This is a genomic window from Streptomyces sp. NPDC088746 (assembly GCF_044751065.1).
Lineage (GTDB): Bacteria > Actinomycetota > Actinomycetes > Streptomycetales > Streptomycetaceae > Streptomyces.
The window spans coordinates 348788-364976 of the sequence record NZ_JBIVLA010000002.1; the positions used below are offsets into that span (position 1 = coordinate 348788).

General features: G+C 70.5%; 16 protein-coding genes and 1 pseudogene. 12 read left to right on the forward strand and 5 right to left on the reverse strand.

Translation table 11 applies throughout. The annotated features are described in order from the left end of the window. Positions 1 to 33 precede the first annotated feature (33 nt). Positions 34 to 264, reverse strand: a pseudogene (locus ACIP63_RS09020) (MerR family transcriptional regulator); the annotation flags it as partial. On the opposite strand from ACIP63_RS09020, the gene ACIP63_RS09025 reads away from it, so the two are divergent. Then, positions 196 to 387, forward strand: a complete 192-nt coding sequence (locus tag ACIP63_RS09025; protein WP_401512828.1) for a hypothetical protein — start codon at positions 196 to 198, stop codon at positions 385 to 387. The pseudogene ACIP63_RS09020 and the gene ACIP63_RS09025 overlap by 69 nt on opposite strands. A 128-nt stretch (positions 388 to 515) precedes the next feature. On the opposite strand, the gene ACIP63_RS09030 is transcribed toward ACIP63_RS09025, so the two are convergent. Next, the gene (locus tag ACIP63_RS09030; protein ID WP_003967102.1) at positions 516 to 719 is read right to left on the reverse strand and encodes a cold-shock protein; all 204 of its coding nucleotides are present in this window, start codon (positions 717 to 719) and stop codon (positions 516 to 518) included. A gap of 285 nt (positions 720 to 1004) precedes the next feature. Between ACIP63_RS09030 and ACIP63_RS09035 the strand changes: the two genes are divergently transcribed. From ACIP63_RS09035 to ACIP63_RS09050, 4 genes are all read left to right on the forward strand, one after another. Then, complete coding sequence (locus ACIP63_RS09035; RefSeq protein WP_401512829.1) at positions 1005 to 1883, forward strand: menaquinone biosynthetic enzyme MqnA/MqnD family protein; 879 nt, start codon at positions 1005 to 1007, stop codon at positions 1881 to 1883. Positions 1884 to 2320: 437 nt separating this feature from the next. Then, entirely contained in the window at positions 2321 to 3985 is a 1665-nt protein-coding gene (locus ACIP63_RS09040; protein WP_401512832.1) for a serine/threonine-protein kinase, read from the forward strand. 72 nt (positions 3986 to 4057) lie between these two features. After that, complete coding sequence (gene mqnC / locus ACIP63_RS09045; protein ID WP_362933603.1) at positions 4058 to 5257, forward strand: cyclic dehypoxanthinyl futalosine synthase; 1200 nt, start codon at positions 4058 to 4060, stop codon at positions 5255 to 5257. A gap of 7 nt (positions 5258 to 5264) precedes the next feature. After that, positions 5265 to 5912, forward strand: coding sequence for an imidazolonepropionase-like domain-containing protein (locus tag ACIP63_RS09050; RefSeq protein ID WP_401512834.1), 648 nt, complete (start codon positions 5265 to 5267; stop codon positions 5910 to 5912). A 40-nt stretch (positions 5913 to 5952) separates the two neighbouring features. On the opposite strand, the gene ACIP63_RS09055 is transcribed toward ACIP63_RS09050, so the two are convergent. After that, positions 5953 to 6885: a DUF3152 domain-containing protein gene (locus tag ACIP63_RS09055; RefSeq protein ID WP_401512836.1), complete on the reverse strand. Its 933-nt coding sequence runs from the start codon at positions 6883 to 6885 to the stop codon at positions 5953 to 5955. A gap of 296 nt (positions 6886 to 7181) precedes the next feature. Here ACIP63_RS09055 and ACIP63_RS09060 point away from each other — a divergent pair, with 296 nt between their 5' ends. Then, on the forward strand, positions 7182 to 7874 hold the full coding sequence (locus ACIP63_RS09060; RefSeq protein WP_401512838.1) for a demethylmenaquinone methyltransferase: 693 nt from the start codon (positions 7182 to 7184) through the stop codon (positions 7872 to 7874). 16 nt (positions 7875 to 7890) lie between these two features. On the opposite strand, the gene ACIP63_RS09065 is transcribed toward ACIP63_RS09060, so the two are convergent. Further along, on the reverse strand, positions 7891 to 8409 hold the full coding sequence (locus ACIP63_RS09065) for a GNAT family N-acetyltransferase (RefSeq protein WP_401512839.1): 519 nt from the start codon (positions 8407 to 8409) through the stop codon (positions 7891 to 7893). Between the two features lie 97 nt (positions 8410 to 8506). Here ACIP63_RS09065 and ACIP63_RS09070 point away from each other — a divergent pair, with 97 nt between their 5' ends. After that, on the forward strand, positions 8507 to 9790 hold the full coding sequence (locus ACIP63_RS09070) for a geranylgeranyl reductase family protein (RefSeq protein WP_401512842.1): 1284 nt from the start codon (positions 8507 to 8509) through the stop codon (positions 9788 to 9790). A 65-nt stretch (positions 9791 to 9855) separates the two neighbouring features. After that, positions 9856 to 11349: a polyprenol phosphomannose-dependent alpha 1,6 mannosyltransferase MptB gene (gene mptB, locus ACIP63_RS09075; RefSeq protein WP_401512845.1), complete on the forward strand. Its 1494-nt coding sequence runs from the start codon at positions 9856 to 9858 to the stop codon at positions 11347 to 11349. A gap of 66 nt (positions 11350 to 11415) precedes the next feature. Here the strand turns inward: mptB and ACIP63_RS09080 are convergent, their stop codons facing one another. Next, on the reverse strand, positions 11416 to 12240 hold the full coding sequence (locus tag ACIP63_RS09080) for a C40 family peptidase (RefSeq protein ID WP_401512848.1): 825 nt from the start codon (positions 12238 to 12240) through the stop codon (positions 11416 to 11418). Positions 12241 to 13142: 902 nt separating this feature from the next. Here ACIP63_RS09080 and ACIP63_RS09085 point away from each other — a divergent pair. Genes ACIP63_RS09085 through ACIP63_RS09100 form a run of 4 tightly spaced genes read left to right on the forward strand, consistent with a single transcriptional unit; the run spans position 13143 to position 16164 of the window. Further along, positions 13143 to 13502 (forward strand): NADH-quinone oxidoreductase subunit A, encoded by a 360-nt coding sequence (locus ACIP63_RS09085; protein ID WP_003992243.1) that lies wholly within the window; start codon positions 13143 to 13145, stop codon positions 13500 to 13502. A gap of 18 nt (positions 13503 to 13520) precedes the next feature. Further along, positions 13521 to 14075, forward strand: coding sequence for an NADH-quinone oxidoreductase subunit B family protein (locus tag ACIP63_RS09090; protein WP_014154689.1), 555 nt, complete (start codon positions 13521 to 13523; stop codon positions 14073 to 14075). Then, complete coding sequence (locus ACIP63_RS09095; protein ID WP_401512851.1) at positions 14072 to 14788, forward strand: NADH-quinone oxidoreductase subunit C; 717 nt, start codon at positions 14072 to 14074, stop codon at positions 14786 to 14788. The genes ACIP63_RS09090 and ACIP63_RS09095 overlap by 4 nt, the downstream gene beginning before the upstream one ends. Next, a complete protein-coding gene (locus ACIP63_RS09100; protein ID WP_401512854.1) occupies positions 14788 to 16164 on the forward strand; it encodes an NADH-quinone oxidoreductase subunit D in 1377 nt (458 codons plus the stop codon). The genes ACIP63_RS09095 and ACIP63_RS09100 overlap by 1 nt, the downstream gene beginning before the upstream one ends. The last annotated feature ends 25 nt before the right edge of the window (positions 16165 to 16189 follow it).

Sequence of the window (16189 nt, forward strand, 5' to 3'; positions counted from 1 at the left end):
GGGGCGAGAACCTGTGCGGAGGGTGACGTCAGGTCACCCGGCGAGGGGCAGCTGGAGTTCAGTGACCCAGTTGTCGGGATTCTCCGGGCACTCCAGAGTGACCTCACGGGCGTAACCGGCGGGACGCCGCCCGTGGTCGTCGACGTGGCGGGCCAGGATCCGCTCGGTCGCCGGCACGTGGCCCATGGAGCCCCGGTGGACGGCGTCCTCGTACCGGGCGATGCCGGGACCGGTGGCACCGACGCCCGCCGTGGCGAGCAGGGGCCGACGGCCGGGGTGCTGGCCGCGCCGCGGGACCCCTGCACCGGGTTGCTGCCGGCCTCGGTGCCCCGGGAGGGCTGGGGCCCGGCGGACGCCCTCAGGGGCCCGGGCCGCCGCCGGCTCTGAGTCGGGCCCCTTTTCCGTTTTCCGGAGAACCGGGGCGGAAAAGGCAGGAGCCCCGTTCCTCCGCCGAAGCGGGGGAGCGGGGCTCCTTGGGTACTGCTCACTCGGCCGCGATCGGCCGACCCGGGCAACTAGGCCGGGGTGACGTTCTCAGCCTGCGGACCCTTGGGTCCCTGAGTGACGTCGAAGTTCACGACCTGGTTCTCCTCGAGGGAGCGGAACCCGGACGCGTTGATCGCGGAGTAGTGGACGAAGACATCCGGGCCGCCGCCGTCCTGGGCGATGAAGCCGAAGCCCTTTTCAGCGTTGAACCACTTGACGGTTCCGGTAGCCATAAGCCCTCCTTGGGCCAAAGGGTTGCCCTGCTCCAGAACCTGCAAACAAGTCTGAAAACTACAAAAGCCTGCGGGTTACATGCTCCGCAGGCTCTGTACTGCAAGGGAAACCAAACTGCAACTTGCGGCGAGCCTAGCACGCAGTCCGCAGGGAGCGGTAGAGGGAAAGATCACTTCACCCGGATGTTTGATTGAGCCGTCCGAGAGCTGACGGACAAAGCCCCCGCGACCCACTCCGGGAGCCCCGATGGTGCCGGCCGGGAGGGGCAGGTCTAGCCTCGCGATGTGGACAATTCAACCGTCTCTCCCGCAGAAGGCGACGACCGTCGCAGCAGGCCGCGCGTCGGCCACATCCAGTTCCTGAACTGCCTCCCCCTCTACTGGGGCCTGGCGCGGACCGGAACCCTGCTCGACCTCGAGCTCTCGAAGGACACCCCGGAAAGACTCAGTGAGCAGCTGGTCAGGGGGGACCTCGACATCGGTCCCGTCACCCTGGTCGAGTTCCTGCGCAACGCCGACGACCTGGTCGCCCTCCCCGACATCGCCGTCGGCTGCGACGGCCCCGTCATGTCGTGCGTGATCGTGTCCCAGCTGCCCCTGGAGCAGCTGGACGGGGCCCGGGTGGCGCTCGGCTCGACCTCACGCACCTCGGTACGGCTGGCCCAGCTGCTGCTCGCCGAGCGGTACGGCGTCTCCCCCGACTACTACACCTGCCCCCCGGACCTCGGCCTGATGATGCAGGAGGCCGACGCGGCCGTGCTCATCGGTGACGCCGCGCTCCGCGCGAACCTGCACGACGCCCCCAGGCTCGGGCTGCAGGTCCACGACCTGGGCCAGATGTGGAAGGAGTGGACGGGGCTGCCGTTCGTCTTCGCCGTCTGGGCGGCCCGCAAGGACTACCTGGCCTCGCACCCGGACTACGTCGAGAAGGTGCACGAGGCGTTCCTGGCCTCCCGCGACGTCTCGCTGGAGGAGGTCACCAAGGTGGCCGAGCAGGCCGCGCGCTGGGAGGCCTTCGACGCCGAGGTGCTGGAGCGCTACTTCACCACCCTGGACTTCCGCTTCGGTCCGGACCAGCTGGCGGGCGTGCGCGAGTTCGCCCGGCGGACGGGTCCGACGACCGGCTTCCCGGCGGACGTCAAGGTCGAGCTGCTCGGCGGCTGACCCGAGGGCACACGGGAAAGGTGCGGGAGAAAGGTGAATCCCGTACCTTCCCGGCCCTTGCCCCGGGGGCCTTCCCTCGCGTTCCCCGTCCTTGCCCCGCGGGCCTTCCTTCCCGGGCCGCCCATTCCTCCCGGCGGACCCTGACGCACGACTGCTCCATTCCGTTCCCTTGAAAGGGTGCGAATGTCCGGAGTTCTGTCGCGGAGGGCCTCTCCAAGGACGCACGGGGAAATGGCGGACGTCTCCCGTAACGCCTTCCGGTTTCCCTCCGGTGAACCCCGGGGGTGCGGACGAACGACGTATTCACGCCTTTCCGTGTGGCGAAATCCCTGCTTCGTGCCCATAGGGGCGATATCGGCGGAAGGGGTCTCCGTGACCGTGCGACCCGGGCCGCCTAGGCTGCCGTCCGAGTCCCGGGGACCACAGGGGGAGACCGTATGCAGCCGCTGGAAGCCGGCGAACCGCACACCATCGGCGCCTACCGGCTGCTCGGCAGGCTCGGCGCCGGCGGGATGGGCCGGGTCTATCTGGGCCGCAGCGCGGGCGGACGCACCGTCGCCGTCAAGGTGGTGCACCCCCACTTCGCCCTGGACGAGCAGTTCCGCGCGCGCTTCCGCCGCGAGGTGGACGCGGCGCGGCGCCTCGGAGCGCGGTGGACCGCCCCGGTCCTCGACGCCGACCCCGACGCGGCCGTGCCGTGGGTCGCGACCGGTTACGTGGCCGGGCCGCCACTCTCCGACGCGGTCACCCGCCACGGCCCGCTGCCCGAGTACGCGGTACGGGCCCTGGGGGCCGGGCTCGGCGAGGCGCTCGACGCCGTACACGCGCACGGCCTGATCCACCGTGACGTGAAGCCGTCCAACGTCCTGCTCGCCCTCGACGGCCCCCGGCTGATCGACTTCGGCATCGCCCGGGCCCTCGGCGCCACGGTCTCCCTCACCTCCACCGGCGTCTCCGTCGGCTCGCCGGGCTACATGGCGCCGGAGCAGATCCGCGGCCTGGACATCTCCGGTGCGGCCGACGTCTTCTCGCTCGGCGCGGTCCTCGCCTACGCGGCCACCGGCACCGCGCCCTTCCCCGGCGACTCCTCCGCCGTGCTCCTCTACAAGGTGGTGCACGAGGAACCCGAACTCGGGGACCTGGAGGGCGAACTGCGGGAGCTGGTCGCCGGGTGCCTCGCCAAGGACCCCGCCGACCGGCCCGCCCCCGCCGAACTCGCCCGCAGGCTCGCGCCCGGCGGGGCCGCCGCACTGGTGGCGCCGGGCTGGCTGCCCGGCCCGCTGGTGCGGGAGGTCAGCACCTCGGCGGTGGCCCTGCTGGACCTGGAGCCGCAGGACGCCCCGGTGCGGTCCGGGCCGGTGCCGTTCAGCAACGCCTCGCTGGGGAGCGCGGCGCTCGGCACCTTCGGCCCGCCGCCACCCCCGCCGGCCGAGCCGCCGGCCGCCGCCGAGAGGCCGGGGAAGCGGGAGCCCGACGCCCGGATCGCCGTCACCGTGGACACCGGCCGGCAGCCCGGCGCGCGGCGGGGGCGGCGGGTCAGCTGCACCGTCGCGCTGGCCGTCGCCGGGGCGCTCGCCGTGGTGACCGTGGGTGCCGCGATGCTGGGGGACCTGTTCCCGGGCGGCGGTGGCAGCGACCACGGCAACGACGCCGCGGAGCCCCCGGCGTCCGGCCAGTCGCGGAAGCCGACGGACGCCGCGTCGAAGACCCCCGCGCCCTCCGCACCGGTGAGCGCGCTGCCCAAGGCGTTCGCCGGTACGTGGAAGGGCTCCGCCACCGAACGCAGCGGCGCGCCGCACGGCACGGTCACCGCCGTCTTCGTCGAGGGGAAGAGGAGCGAGGAGGTGGTCCGGCTCTCGTACAGGTTCGACGCGCTCGGAACGACCGTCGTCTGCAAGGGCATCGGCACACTCGTCTCCGGCACGGCCACCGAGCTGAAGATCCGGGAGCGTGCCGACCCGGACGCCCGCACCGGTGCGCTGTGCACCGGGGGCGAGGCCGACCTCGTCTTCACCCTCACCTCCGAGGACACCCTGCGCTACGAGTCCCACGAGGAGGCGGCGGGGAACCCGAAGGGAACCCTCAGCCGGTCCGGCGGCTGACCCCGGCAGGGGCTGGCGTACGCTGGATCGGTCCGTAGATCCGTTGAAAAACCGCCGAAAGGTGACAGCCCGGTGACCGAGAAGGCCGACCTCCAGCCCATCCTCGACCGAGCCGCCGAAGGCGGCCGGATCACTCCGGAAGAGGCCCTCGACCTGTACCGGTCGGCTCCGCTGCACGCCCTGGGTTCCGCCGCCGACGCCGTGCGCCGCCGCCGTTACGCCGGTACGGAGCACATCGCGACGTACATCATCGAGCGCAACATCAACTACACGAACGTCTGCGTCACGGCCTGCAAGTTCTGCGCCTTCTACGCGCCGCCCAAGGACACCGCCAAGGGCTGGTCCCGCGACCTCGACGACATCCTGCGCCGCTGCGCGGAGACCGTCGAGCTCGGCGGCACCCAGATCATGTTCCAGGGCGGACACCACCCGGACTACGGCGTCGAGTACTACGAGGAGCACTTCTCCGCGATCAAGAAGGCGTTCCCGCAGCTGGTCATCCACTCGCTGGGAGCCTCCGAGATCGAGCACATGGCCCGCATCTCGGGCGTCTCCGCGAAGGAGGCCATCGAGCGCATCCACGCCGCCGGCCTCGACTCCTTCGCCGGCGCGGGCGCCGAACTCCTGCCCGCCCGGCCGCGTACGGCGATCGCCCCGCTCAAGGAGTCCGGCGAGCGCTGGCTGGAGATCATGGAGATCGCGCACGGCCTCGGCGTCGAGTCCACCTCCACCATGCTGATGGGCACCGGCGAGACCAACGCCGAGCGCATCGAGCACCTGCGGATGATCCGTGACGTCCAGGACCGCACGGGCGGCTTCCGCGCCTTCATCCCGTACACCTACCAGCCGGAGAACAACAAGCTGAAAGGACAGACGCAGGCCACCCTCTTCGAGTACCTGCGGATGATCGCCATCGCCCGGCTCTTCCTCGACAACGTCGCCCACATCCAGGGCTCCTGGCTGACCACCGGCAAGGAGGTCGGCCAGCTCTCCCTGCACTACGGCGCGGACGACCTCGGCTCGATCATGCTGGAGGAGAACGTCGTCTCCTCGGCCGGCGCCAAGCACCGCTCGAACCGGCTCGAGATCATCGACCTGATCCGCAAGGCGGGCCGCGTCCCCGCCCAGCGGGCCACGACCTACGAGCACCTGGTCGTCCACGACGACCCGGCGAACGACCCGGTCGACGAGCGCGTCGTCTCGCACATCTCGTCCACGGCGATCGCGGGCGGCACGGCGCACCCGGAGCTCAAGCTCCTGAACGCCAACTGACGTCTCCGTGCTGACGATTCACGCCGCGCCGCTGGTCCTTCCGGTCGGCGCGGCGGCCGTCGAAGGCGGCGCGGTCGCGGTGGACGGCGACCGGATCGTGGCCGTCGGGCCGTACGACGCGGTGACCGCGGCGCACCCGGGGGCCCGGGTCCGGCGGTGGCCGGGCGTCCTCACCCCCGGCCTGCGCCAGTGGGACGCGGTCGAGCTGCTGACCCGCTGCTACCACCCGGACCCGCGCGAGGCGGACGAGCTCGGCGAACAGCCGCTGACCGGGGCGGACTTCGAGCGGCTGGCCGGGCGGATGGACGAGCCCCGCCGGGCCGGCAGCGTACGCCGGGGGCTGCAGCGGATGCTGAGCCACGGCACCACCCATGTCGCGGGCCCGTTCGACGACCACGCCGTACGCACCGCCCTGGCCCGCTCGGGACTCACGGCGGTGGCCGGGGCTCCCGGCGGCCTCCCCGGTGAGCCGGACCTCGACCCGTTCGCCCGCGGCCGCGACCTGCCGGGCTCCGTGCACGCCCCGCTCACGGCCGGCGGCCGCGCCGACCTCGCGGTCTTCGACGTGCCCGACGAGGCGGCGCTGGTCGCGGCGGGTGCCGGGACCTGCGTCGCCACGGTGCTCGGCGGACGGCTGGTCCACCGGCGGCGGTGAGGGCCGCCCCGCGGGGACCGGCGCACCGGGCCGGCGCGGCCTACGGCACGGACGGGCCGCCCAGGTAGCGGCCGTTCCCGTCGTACGGCCAGGCGTTGGAGGTGCAGCCCTTGAGCCCCTTGATCTGCTGCATCATCGCGGGGGCCGGCTTGCCGGCGCCGGGGCAGGTCTCGTGACCGTGCCCGAGCCAGTGGCCCACCTCGTGATTGATGATCAGGGCGCGGTACTCGGTCGCCGGACCGTCGAAGGTCGGTGAACCCAGCTGCCACCGGTCCAGGTTGACCATGACGTTCTTCCCGCCGCGGCAGTTCACCTCGCCCCCGGTGTTCAGCCCGTACTGCCCGCAGAGGCGGTCGGTGGTCTTCGCCGTCCCGATCTTGATCACCAGTCCGGCCGAATCGTCGTCGACCTGGGTGAAGGTGCGGGCCCCGCCGTTGCTCCAGCCCCGTGGGTCGGCGAGTATCTCCGCCACATCCTCGGCGGCGCTGTCCGGGTCCACGCCGATGCCGTCCTCCACCTCCACGCGGTAGCGGCTGCCGTCGCCGCCGGACGAGACACCCTCGCCGGCCACGGTGAAGGTGCCGGGACCCGACTTCGGCACGGAGTCCGGATCGACGGACTCCTCGGTGCTCGCTGAGGGCGAGGGGGACTTCGACGGCTCGGGGCTCACCAGGGCCTTCGGTGAGGCCGAAGGCCGCGGTGCGGCCGTGGACGGCGGCGGGGTGGTCCGGTCGGCCGCCACGGCGGCGCCGTCGTCCTGCCACGGCGGGTCGACGTAGAGGAACGTCGTGGCCGCGGCCACCGCGACCACCGCCCCGGCGAGGACCGCGCGCCGGCGCCGGGTCCGTTTTCGGAGGGCCGTGGAGCGCTTCCGGGACTGTGTGCGCGAGGGTCTGGACCCCGGAGCGGGTGTCCCGGCCCCCCGCCGGGAGCCGGCGGCGTTCCGTATTCGATGTGTGTCGTCACTGTGCATGTTCTGGTGAGTATCCGTGGTCTCGGTGTGGCCGTCCAGGACGGATGATCACCCGCCCCACACGCTGACCTGCTCCTCGAGCACCGGGTGCCCGTCCGCGTACCGGACGACGTCCAGCGTTCCGTTCTCCCGTGTTCCGTAAAGGAGTTGCTGGGTGTCACCGGGGCGGAAACCCCTTTCTTCTCGCCGGGAGAGACGACGATCGGGGCGATGCTGTTCCCGAATTCGAAAGGCCGTTCACCGCGTCGCTCCACGCCGCCGCCGGATATGGGGGGCGGGGCTGCTTGAATGGGAGGGTGACCCGAGCATCCCTGGACAAGCAGCCGCACGAAGTCGCCTCGATGTTCGACGACGTGGCGGCGAACTACGACCTCACCAACGACGTGCTGTCGCTCGGACAGGCGCGGCTCTGGCGCAAGGAGGTCGCCCGCGCCGTCGACGCCCGGCCGGCCCAGAAGATCCTCGACCTGGCGGCCGGCACGGCCACCTCCTCGCAGCCGTTCGCCCGGGCCGGCGCCTATGTGGTGCCCTGCGACTTCTCGATCGGGATGCTCCGGGTCGGCAAGGCGCGCCACCCGTGGATGCCCTTCACCGCGGGCGACGGCACGAAGCTCCCGTTCAAGGACGAGACCTTCGACGCCGTCACGATCTCCTTCGGGCTGCGCAACATCCAGGACACCGGCGCCGCGCTGAGCGAGCTGTACCGGGTCACGAAGCCCGGCGGACGGGTCGTGATCTGCGAGTTCTCCCAGCCGACCTGGACGCCCTTCCGGACCGTCTACACCGAGTACCTGATGCGCGCGCTGCCGCCGGTGGCGCGGGCGGTGTCGTCCAACCCGGACGCCTACGTCTACCTCGCAGAGTCGATCCGCGCCTGGCCCGACCAGGCCGGCCTCGCGACGCTGCTGCGGAAGGCCGGCTGGTCGAAGGTGGCCTGGCGCAATCTCACCGGTGGAGTGGTGGCACTCCACCGGGGCGTACGCGACTGAGGCCCCCCGGCCGGATTCAGAGCTCCAGCCGGAAGCAGTACGCCTCCTGCTTCGTCACCGGGGAGGTGTACGTCTCGGCCTGCCGCATGCCGAGGCGTACGGCCACCGCCACCGAGCGGGCGTTCCGCGTGTTGATCATCGCGACGACCTCCCGCACCCCGAGCGCCTTCATCCGCTCCAGCGTGGCGCGCGCGGCGGCGGTCGCGTAACCGTGCCCCCAGGCGGACCGGCCCAGCCGCCAGCCGATCTCGACCTCGCCCACCGGTCCGAACGACTCGTGCGGCCACGGCTGGGCGCCCGTGAACCCGAGCACCTTCCCGTCGTCGTCCAGGACCGTCCACAGACAGTGGCCGAGCTCCGCGTCGTGCCGGCGCTGGCGGGCGGTCAACTCCTCGTACACGGAGTACTCCGCCGGACGGCCGCCGTGGAACTCCATCACCTCCGGATCGTCGAACACCCGGTGCCAGGCCAGGGCGTCCTCGTCGGTGGGGACACGCAGATGGACGGACGGAGTCGAGTCAGGCACGTGCGGCATCGGGGAGCCCTTCGGAAGGTTGATCAGCAGGCACCCATAGACTGCACGCGACATGTGCCGCGCGGCACGCGAATTCGAGTCTTCGGGAGATCCGACCGTGACCGAGCCCCTCTCCGAGCACAGCGCGGACGTGATCGTCGTCGGAGCGGGCCCAGCCGGCTCCACGACCGCGTACCACCTCGCCAAGTCCGGACTCGACGTCCTCCTCCTGGAGAAGACGGCCTTCCCCCGGGAGAAGGTCTGTGGCGACGGGCTCACCCCGCGCGCCACCAAGCAGCTCGTCTCCATGGGCATCGACATCTCCGAAGAGGCCGGCTGGCTCCGCAACAAGGGCCTGCGCATCATCGGCGGCGGCGTCCGCCTCCAGCTGGACTGGCCGGACCTCGCCTCGTACCCGGACTACGGCCTGGTCCGCAAGCGCGACGACTTCGACGAGCAGCTCGCCCGCCAGGCACAGAAGGCGGGCGCCCGGCTGTACGAGCGCTGCAACGTCGGCGAACCGGTCAAGGACGAGCGCACCGGGCGCATCACCGGCGTCCACGCCAAGCTCGGCGAGGAGAAGACCCCGGTCACCTTCCACGCCCCGCTCGTCGTCGCCGCCGACGGCAACTCCACCCGGCTCTCCCTCCACATGGGCCTGCACCGCCGCGAGGACCGCCCGATGGGCGTCGCGGTCCGTACGTACTTCACCTCGCCCCGCCACGACGACGACTACCTGGAGTCCTGGCTGGAGCTCTGGGACCGCCGCGGCGCCGAGGACCGCCTGCTGCCCGGCTACGGCTGGATCTTCGGCATGGGCGACGGCACGTCCAACGTCGGCCTCGGCATCCTCAACTCGTCCTCCGCCTTCAAGGAGCTCGACTGGCGCGAGGTGCTCAAGGCATGGTGCGCCTCCATGCCGGAGGACTGGGGCTACACCCCCGAGAACATGACGATGCCGATCCGCGGCGCCGCGCTCCCCATGGCCTTCAACCGCCAGCCGCACTACACCAAGGGCCTGCTGCTCGTCGGTGACGCGGGCGGGCTCGTCAACCCGTTCAACGGCGAAGGCATCGCCTACGCCATGGAGTCGGGCCAGATCGCCGCGGACGTCATCGTCCAGGCGCACGCCCGCGCCACGCCCGCCCAGCGGGAACTGGCCCTGCACAACTACCCGAAGATCCTCAAGGACACGTACGGCGGTTACTACACGCTGGGCCGCGCCTTCGTGAAGATGATCGGGAACCCGAAGGTCATGAAGATCGCCACGCAGCGCGGTCTGACCCACCCCGTCCTGATGAAGTTCACGCTGAAGATGCTCGCCAACCTCACCGACCCGACCGGCGGCGACGCGATGGACCGCATCATCAACGGCCTCTCGAAGGTCGCCCCGAAGGCCTGATCCGACGGGCCCGGGGACGACCCGGGCCCCGGACCCCGTGGCCCTGCCTGCGATAGGTTCGGGCCATGGGGGCAACAGGGGCACGGACCACCGGCGGCTGCCGACGGCTCGGCGCGGCCGGATCGCTGGCGGTCGCGCTGGGCGGCTGGGCCGTCGGCACGCTGCCGGCGCACGACCCGTGGGGGCTGTGGGTTCCTCACGGGCCCGCTGTGACCGCTGTGGGCTACGCCCTGGCGTACGGCGGACTGACCGTGCTCGTCGTCGCCTGGTGGCTGCACGGGAGGGCGGGAGCCTCCGTACGCGACACCCTCGTCACCCTCGCGTGGTGGACCGCCCCGCTCGTTCTGGCCCCGCCGCTCCACAGCGCCGACGTCTACAGCTACATCGCGCAGGGCGCCATGGTCCTCGAAGGGCACGACGTCTACGACGTGGGCCCGTCCGTCCTCGACCCGGCGGGGCCGGGCGGCGACGCCGCGGCGAGCGTCGGCGGGCACTGGACCGACACCCCGGCGCCGTACGGCCCGTTCTTCCTCATCCTGGCGCGGGGTGTGGCCTGGGCGACCGGCGGCACGCTCGTGCCGGCCGTGCTGGGGATGCGACTGATCGCCCTGGGCTCACTGGTGCTGATCGTGTGGGCCCTGCGGAACCTCGCCCGGGAGCACGGCCGCGACGAGAGCGCCGCCCTGTGGCTCGGGGCACTGAACCCGCTGCTGCTCATCCATGTGGTCGGGGGCGTGCACAACGACGGGCTGATGACCGGCCTCATGCTGGCCGGCGTGCTGCTCGCCCTGCGCGGGCGGTGGATCGCCGGGTCGGCACTCGTCGGGCTCGCCATGATGGTCAAGTCGCCCGCGGCCGTGGCCCTGCTCTTCGTCGGCGTCATGGTGGGCCGGGCCGCGAGCGGTCCGGTCGTACGGCGGGTGGCCAAGGGGCTGCTGGCGCCAGGGCTGGTCGCCGGGGTGGTCGTGGCCGGCGTGACGTTGCTCGGCGGCACGGGCTTCGGCTGGATCGGGACCCAGAGCGTCGCGGGACGCATCCACACCGCGCTGTCCGTCAGCAGCGACCTCGGCCTGGGGCTGGGCGAACTGCTGCGGCTGCTGGTCGGGACCGACCCGGATCCGGTCAAGTCCGCCGTGCAGAACCTCGGTCTGCTGGTCGCCCTGGTGCTGATCGCCCGCCTCGCCTGGCAGGCGACGACCGGGCGTACGGAACCCGTCCCCGCCCTGGGCCTCGCGCTGCTGGCCCTGGTCGCGCTCTCGCCGATGGTGCAGCCGTGGTACCTGCTGTGGGCGACGGCGGTGCTCGCCGCCACCGTGAGCGGCGGCAGGGCCGTGGCCGCGGTGACCGTGCTGTCGGCCGCGCTCGTCTACGAGACGCAGCCCAAGGGCTCGACCCCGCCGTACGGCTTCGTGCTGGCCGCCCTCGTGTGCGTGGCGGGCCTGGTGCTCCTGCGCAGGGAGCGGGCCGACGCGGAACGCGGCCACGTGCCGGGCCAGCGCCTGCCGGCGGAAGCCGCCGTGCAGGCGGACGTGGAAGCTGACGTCACCCGGACACGATGACGGGCCGTCACTCCGGGTGGAGGAGTGACGGCCCGCGGTCGTGCTCAGGCGTGCGGAGCTTGTGAATCAGAGAACGCGGACGGCGCCCGACGGCGGGTCGTAGTCCAGGGACTTCTGCACGACACCGGTGCTGGAGTTCTGCGCACCGACGAACTCGCCGCCGCCCACGTAGATCCCGACGTGGTACGCGCTGCCGGCACCGCCCCAGTAGAGGATGTCGCCGGGCTGGAGGTTGTCGAGCGAGACCTGGGTGCCGGCCGTCGACTGGCTCTGCGAGACGCGCGGCAGGTCGATGCCCACCGAGCCGAAGGCGGCCTGGACCAGGCCCGAGCAGTCCCACGAGTTCGGGCCGGTGCCGCCGGAGACGTACGCGTCGCCGATCTGGGACTGCGCGAACGCGATGACGGACGCGGCGGACCCGGTGGCGCTCGACGACGAGTAGGAGGGGGAGGAAGAGGACGACGAGGAGTCGGAGGCCGCGCTGAGCGTGGTGCGCTCGGCGGTGCGGGAGGCGCGCTCGGCGGCCTCCGCCTTGGCCTTGGCGGCTGCTTCGGCCTTCTTCTTGGCCTCGGCCTTGCGGACGGCCTCGGCCTTGGCCTTCTTGGCCGCCTTGGCGGCGGTCTCGGCGGCGGCGTCCTCCTGGGCCTGGGTCTCCAGGTCCAGGGCGACCGCCTGGGTTGCCTGCGCGGACGCGGCGACGGAAGTGGAGAGCCCGGCCGTGATGGTGGGCATCTCGATGGTCTGGGTCACCGGCTCGGCCTGAGCCGGACCGGCGGCACCCGCGACCGCGATGGTGCTGAGGACGCCACCGGCAACTCCTGCCCGCAGCGCCGTCTTCGAGGCACTCTGGCGGGGCTTCCGGTGGCTGGGTATGTGAGCGGTGTGGGACATGAGTACTAGCGCTATCAGGGCCGTAGGGGTCCCATCAAGAAACGTGTGTTGCGACACAGTTACGTTCGGAATCTATGAATCCGCTTATTACGGCCCCTTATTGACGCCCTAACGGACAAAACGGGCGCGTCCGTGTACCGCTGTGATCACGGTGTTCTTTCAATACGCCCGAATTGCCCGTCGCTTACCATCCGTTCACACGGTTGGCCAAGCCCGCTTTTCTTGAAGCGTGCATGGAGTGATGCAGGTCACAGTATGACTCTGCTGTGAGAGGCAACCACGCGTTCGCGCGCCGCGTGCGGAGCGAGGCCGGCCGTCCCCTCGCGACGACGTGCCCCATTGGTGCGTCATGTCCGTTTCCATGGCCGCCCGTCGGCGCTCGCGCGGCCCGTTCGCGGATGGCCCGGCCGAGGGGAGCTCCCCCGTGCCGCGCATCCGGACGATGCGCTCCGGTCCGGCGCTCCCCGGTCGCCCGGAACTTCGTGAATGCGTGCGCATTGTCCACATCGGTACCGGAAGCCCCCCGTCCGAGTGTCTCCCGACTGGGGCCGATCCCTATATCACCAGTCCCGTGTCCATCGCCAATTTGCTTGTACGGTCCGCCGATTGATAGTGCCGTGCGCCTTTGACCAGGGGTGACGCCGCGAGATGTCACGTCTCGTAACCGCACGGCCGCTTCGCGTGCGAAGATCACCGCTCATCCGACTTCATGATCGTTCGTCAGGTGGTGGAGATCACAAAGACGTTGGTGTACCCCGTGTCGCAGATCACAGGACGGCAGGCATAGGATGCGGGGCAGTCGGGCTTGTGAACTGCCTCACATGTGCACGATCTTGATGAGGTGGCGAGCCGGTCGCCCGATGCGGTCCAACGGTCAAGGACGACTGGAAGGAGCGAGGAGCGTGAATGCCTACGCGCCCATCCTCGTGCTCGGCGCCCTCGGGGCAGGGTTTGCGATCTTCTCCGTGGTCATGGCCACGCTAATCGGCCCCAAGCGGTACAACCGGGCAAAGCTCGAAGCGTACGAGTGCGGTATCGAACCCACCCCCACTCCAGCCGGAGGCGGCCGCTTCCCCATCAAGTACTACCTGACGGCGATGCTGTTCATCGTCTTCGACATCGAGATCGTCTTCCTCTATCCCTGGGCGGTCACCTTCGACGCCCTGGGGATCTTCGGGCTCGTGGAGATGCTGCTCTTCGTGCTCACCGTCTTCGTCGCCTACGCGTATGTGTGGCGCCGGGGCGGCCTGGAATGGGACTGAGGGGCTGAGGGGCACACCATGGGACTCGAAGAGAAGCTGCCGAGCGGCTTTGTTCTGACCACTGTCGAGCAGGCCGCCGGCTGGGTACGGAAGTCGTCCGTCTTCCCCGCCACCTTCGGCCTCGCCTGCTGCGCCATCGAGATGATGACGACCGGCGCCGGGCGGTACGACCTGGCCCGTTTCGGGATGGAGGTCTTCCGCGGGTCGCCGCGGCAGGCGGACCTGATGATCGTCGCCGGGCGGGTGAGCCAGAAGATGGCGCCCGTCCTGCGGCAGGTCTACGACCAGATGCCGAGCCCCAAGTGGGTCATCTCCATGGGGGTTTGCGCGTCATCTGGCGGAATGTTCAATAATTACGCCATTGTTCAGGGTGTTGATCATATTGTCCCGGTCGACATCTATCTGCCGGGATGCCCGCCGCGTCCCGAGATGCTGATCGACGCCATCCTCAAGCTCCACCAGAAGATCCAGGGCTCCAAGCTCGGGGTCAACGCGGAGGAGGCCGCCCGCGAGGCGGAGGAGGCGGCCCTCAAGGCACTCCCCCTGATCGAGATGAAGGGGCTGCTGCGATGAGCGAGGAACCCAACAGCAACAGCGGCCAGGTGCCCGTCCCGCGCGACGACTCCGGTGAGGTCATCGGCGTACGCAAGGGCATGTTCGGCGCCAACAACGGCGGTGACACCTCCGGCTACGGCGGACTCGTCCGCACGGTGACCCTGCCGGGGGCCACCTCCCGCCCGTACGGCGGCTGGTTCGACGAGGTGGCGGACGAGCTGGAAGGGGCCCTGGAGGAACAGGACCTGCTCCCGGACAACGCCATCGAGAAGACCGTCGTCGACCGGGGCGAACTCACCTTCTTCATCGCCCGCGAGCACCTGCTCCAGGTCGCCCGCACCCTGCGCGACGACCCGGCCCTGCGCTTCGAGCTCTGTACGGGCGTCAACGGTGTCCACTACCTGGGGGACAAGGGGCGCGAGCTGCACGCGGTCTACCACCTGCGCTCGCTCACCCACGGGCGGCTGATCCGCCTGGAGGTGTCGGCCCCCGACAGCGACCCGCACATCCCGTCCCTCGTCGAGGTCTACCCGGCCAACGACTGGCACGAGCGCGAGACCTACGACTTCTTCGGGCTGATCTTCGACGGGCACCCCGCCCTGACCCGGATCATGATGCCGGACGACTGGCAGGGCTTCCCGCAGCGCAAGGACTACCCCCTCGGCGGCATCGCCGTCGAGTACAAGGGCGCCCAGATCCCGGCTCCGGACCAGCGGAGGTCGTACAGCTGATGACCACTCCCCACGCCCACCCGTCGCCCGGCCCCCACCCCTCATCGGGTCCCTCCGGGACGCCCCTTTCCGATGCCCGCTCCACGACCGAGGGGACTGTATATACAGTCACCGGCGGCGACTGGGACGAGGTCGTCGAGTCCGCCGCGAAGTCGGACGACGAACGCATCATCGTCAACATGGGTCCCCAGCACCCGTCCACGCACGGCGTGCTGCGGCTCATCCTGGAGATCGACGGCGAGACCGTCACCGAGGCCCGCTGCGGCATCGGCTACCTCCACACCGGCATCGAGAAGAACCTCGAATTCCGGAACTGGACGCAGGGCACCACCTTCGTCACCCGCATGGACTATCTGACCCCGTTCTTCAACGAGGCGGCGTACTGCCTCGGGGTCGAGAAGCTCCTCGGCATCGAGGACCAGATCCCGGACCGGGCCACCGTCCTGCGGGTGCTCCTGATGGAGCTCAACCGGATCTCCTCGCACCTGGTGTGCATCGCCACCGGCGGCATGGAGCTCGGCGCCACGACGATCATGATCTACGGCTTCCGCGATCGTGAACTCGTTCTCGACCTCTTCGAGCTGATCACCGGTCTGCGCATGAACCACGCGTTCATCCGCCCCGGCGGCCTCGCCCAGGACCTGCCCATGGGCGCGATCGACCGGCTCCGCGAGTTCATCAAGACCATGAAGAAGAACCTGCCGGAGTACGACAAGCTCGCGACCGGCAACCCCATCTTCAAGGCCCGTATGCAGGACGTCGGCTATCTCGACCTGACGGGCTGCGTGGCGCTCGGCGCCACCGGCCCGGTCCTCAGGTCCGCGGGGCTCCCGCACGACCTGCGCAAGACCGATCCCTACTGCGGCTACGAGACGTACGACTTCGACGTGCCCACCGCGGACACCTGCGACGCCTACGGCCGCTTCCTCATCCGGCTGGAGGAGATGCGCCAGTCGCTGAGGATCGTCGAGCAGTGCCTGGAACGGCTGGAGCCCGGACCGGTCATGGTCGCCGACAAGAAGATCGCCTGGCCCGCGCAGCTCGCGCTGGGACCCGACGGGCTCGGCAACTCGCTCGACCACATCAAGAAGATCATGGGCACCTCCATGGAGGCCCTGATCCACCACTTCAAGCTGGTGACCGAGGGCTTCCGGGTTCCGGCCGGGCAGACGTACACCGCCATAGAGTCCCCCAAGGGCGAACTGGGCGTGCACGTCGTCTCGGACGGCGGCACGCGCCCCTTCCGGGTCCACTTCCGCGACCCGTCCTTCACCAATCTGCAGGCCATGGCGGCGATGTGCGAGGGCGGCCAGGTCGCCGACGTCATCGTCGCCGTCGCGTCCATCGACCCCGTGATGGGAGGCGTCGACCGGTGACCGCGTCCAACCAAGAAGTCAGCCT

Coding starts and splice junctions, on each gene's coding strand:
- ACIP63_RS09080 (WP_401512848.1), bottom strand. CDS start 12,240: ATGTCCCACACCGCTCACATACCCAGCCACCGGAAGCCCCGCCAGAGT.
- mptB (WP_401512845.1), top strand. CDS start 9,856: ATGGGGGCAACAGGGGCACGGACCACCGGCGGCTGCCGACGGCTCGGC.
- ACIP63_RS09090 (WP_014154689.1), top strand. CDS start 13,521: ATGGGACTCGAAGAGAAGCTGCCGAGCGGCTTTGTTCTGACCACTGTC.
- ACIP63_RS09095 (WP_401512851.1), top strand. CDS start 14,072: ATGAGCGAGGAACCCAACAGCAACAGCGGCCAGGTGCCCGTCCCGCGC.
- ACIP63_RS09030 (WP_003967102.1), bottom strand. CDS start 719: ATGGCTACCGGAACCGTCAAGTGGTTCAACGCTGAAAAGGGCTTCGGC.
- ACIP63_RS09100 (WP_401512854.1), top strand. CDS start 14,788: ATGACCACTCCCCACGCCCACCCGTCGCCCGGCCCCCACCCCTCATCG.
- ACIP63_RS09055 (WP_401512836.1), bottom strand. CDS start 6,885: ATGCACAGTGACGACACACATCGAATACGGAACGCCGCCGGCTCCCGG.
- ACIP63_RS09065 (WP_401512839.1), bottom strand. CDS start 8,409: ATGCCGCACGTGCCTGACTCGACTCCGTCCGTCCATCTGCGTGTCCCC.
- ACIP63_RS09040 (WP_401512832.1), top strand. CDS start 2,321: ATGCAGCCGCTGGAAGCCGGCGAACCGCACACCATCGGCGCCTACCGG.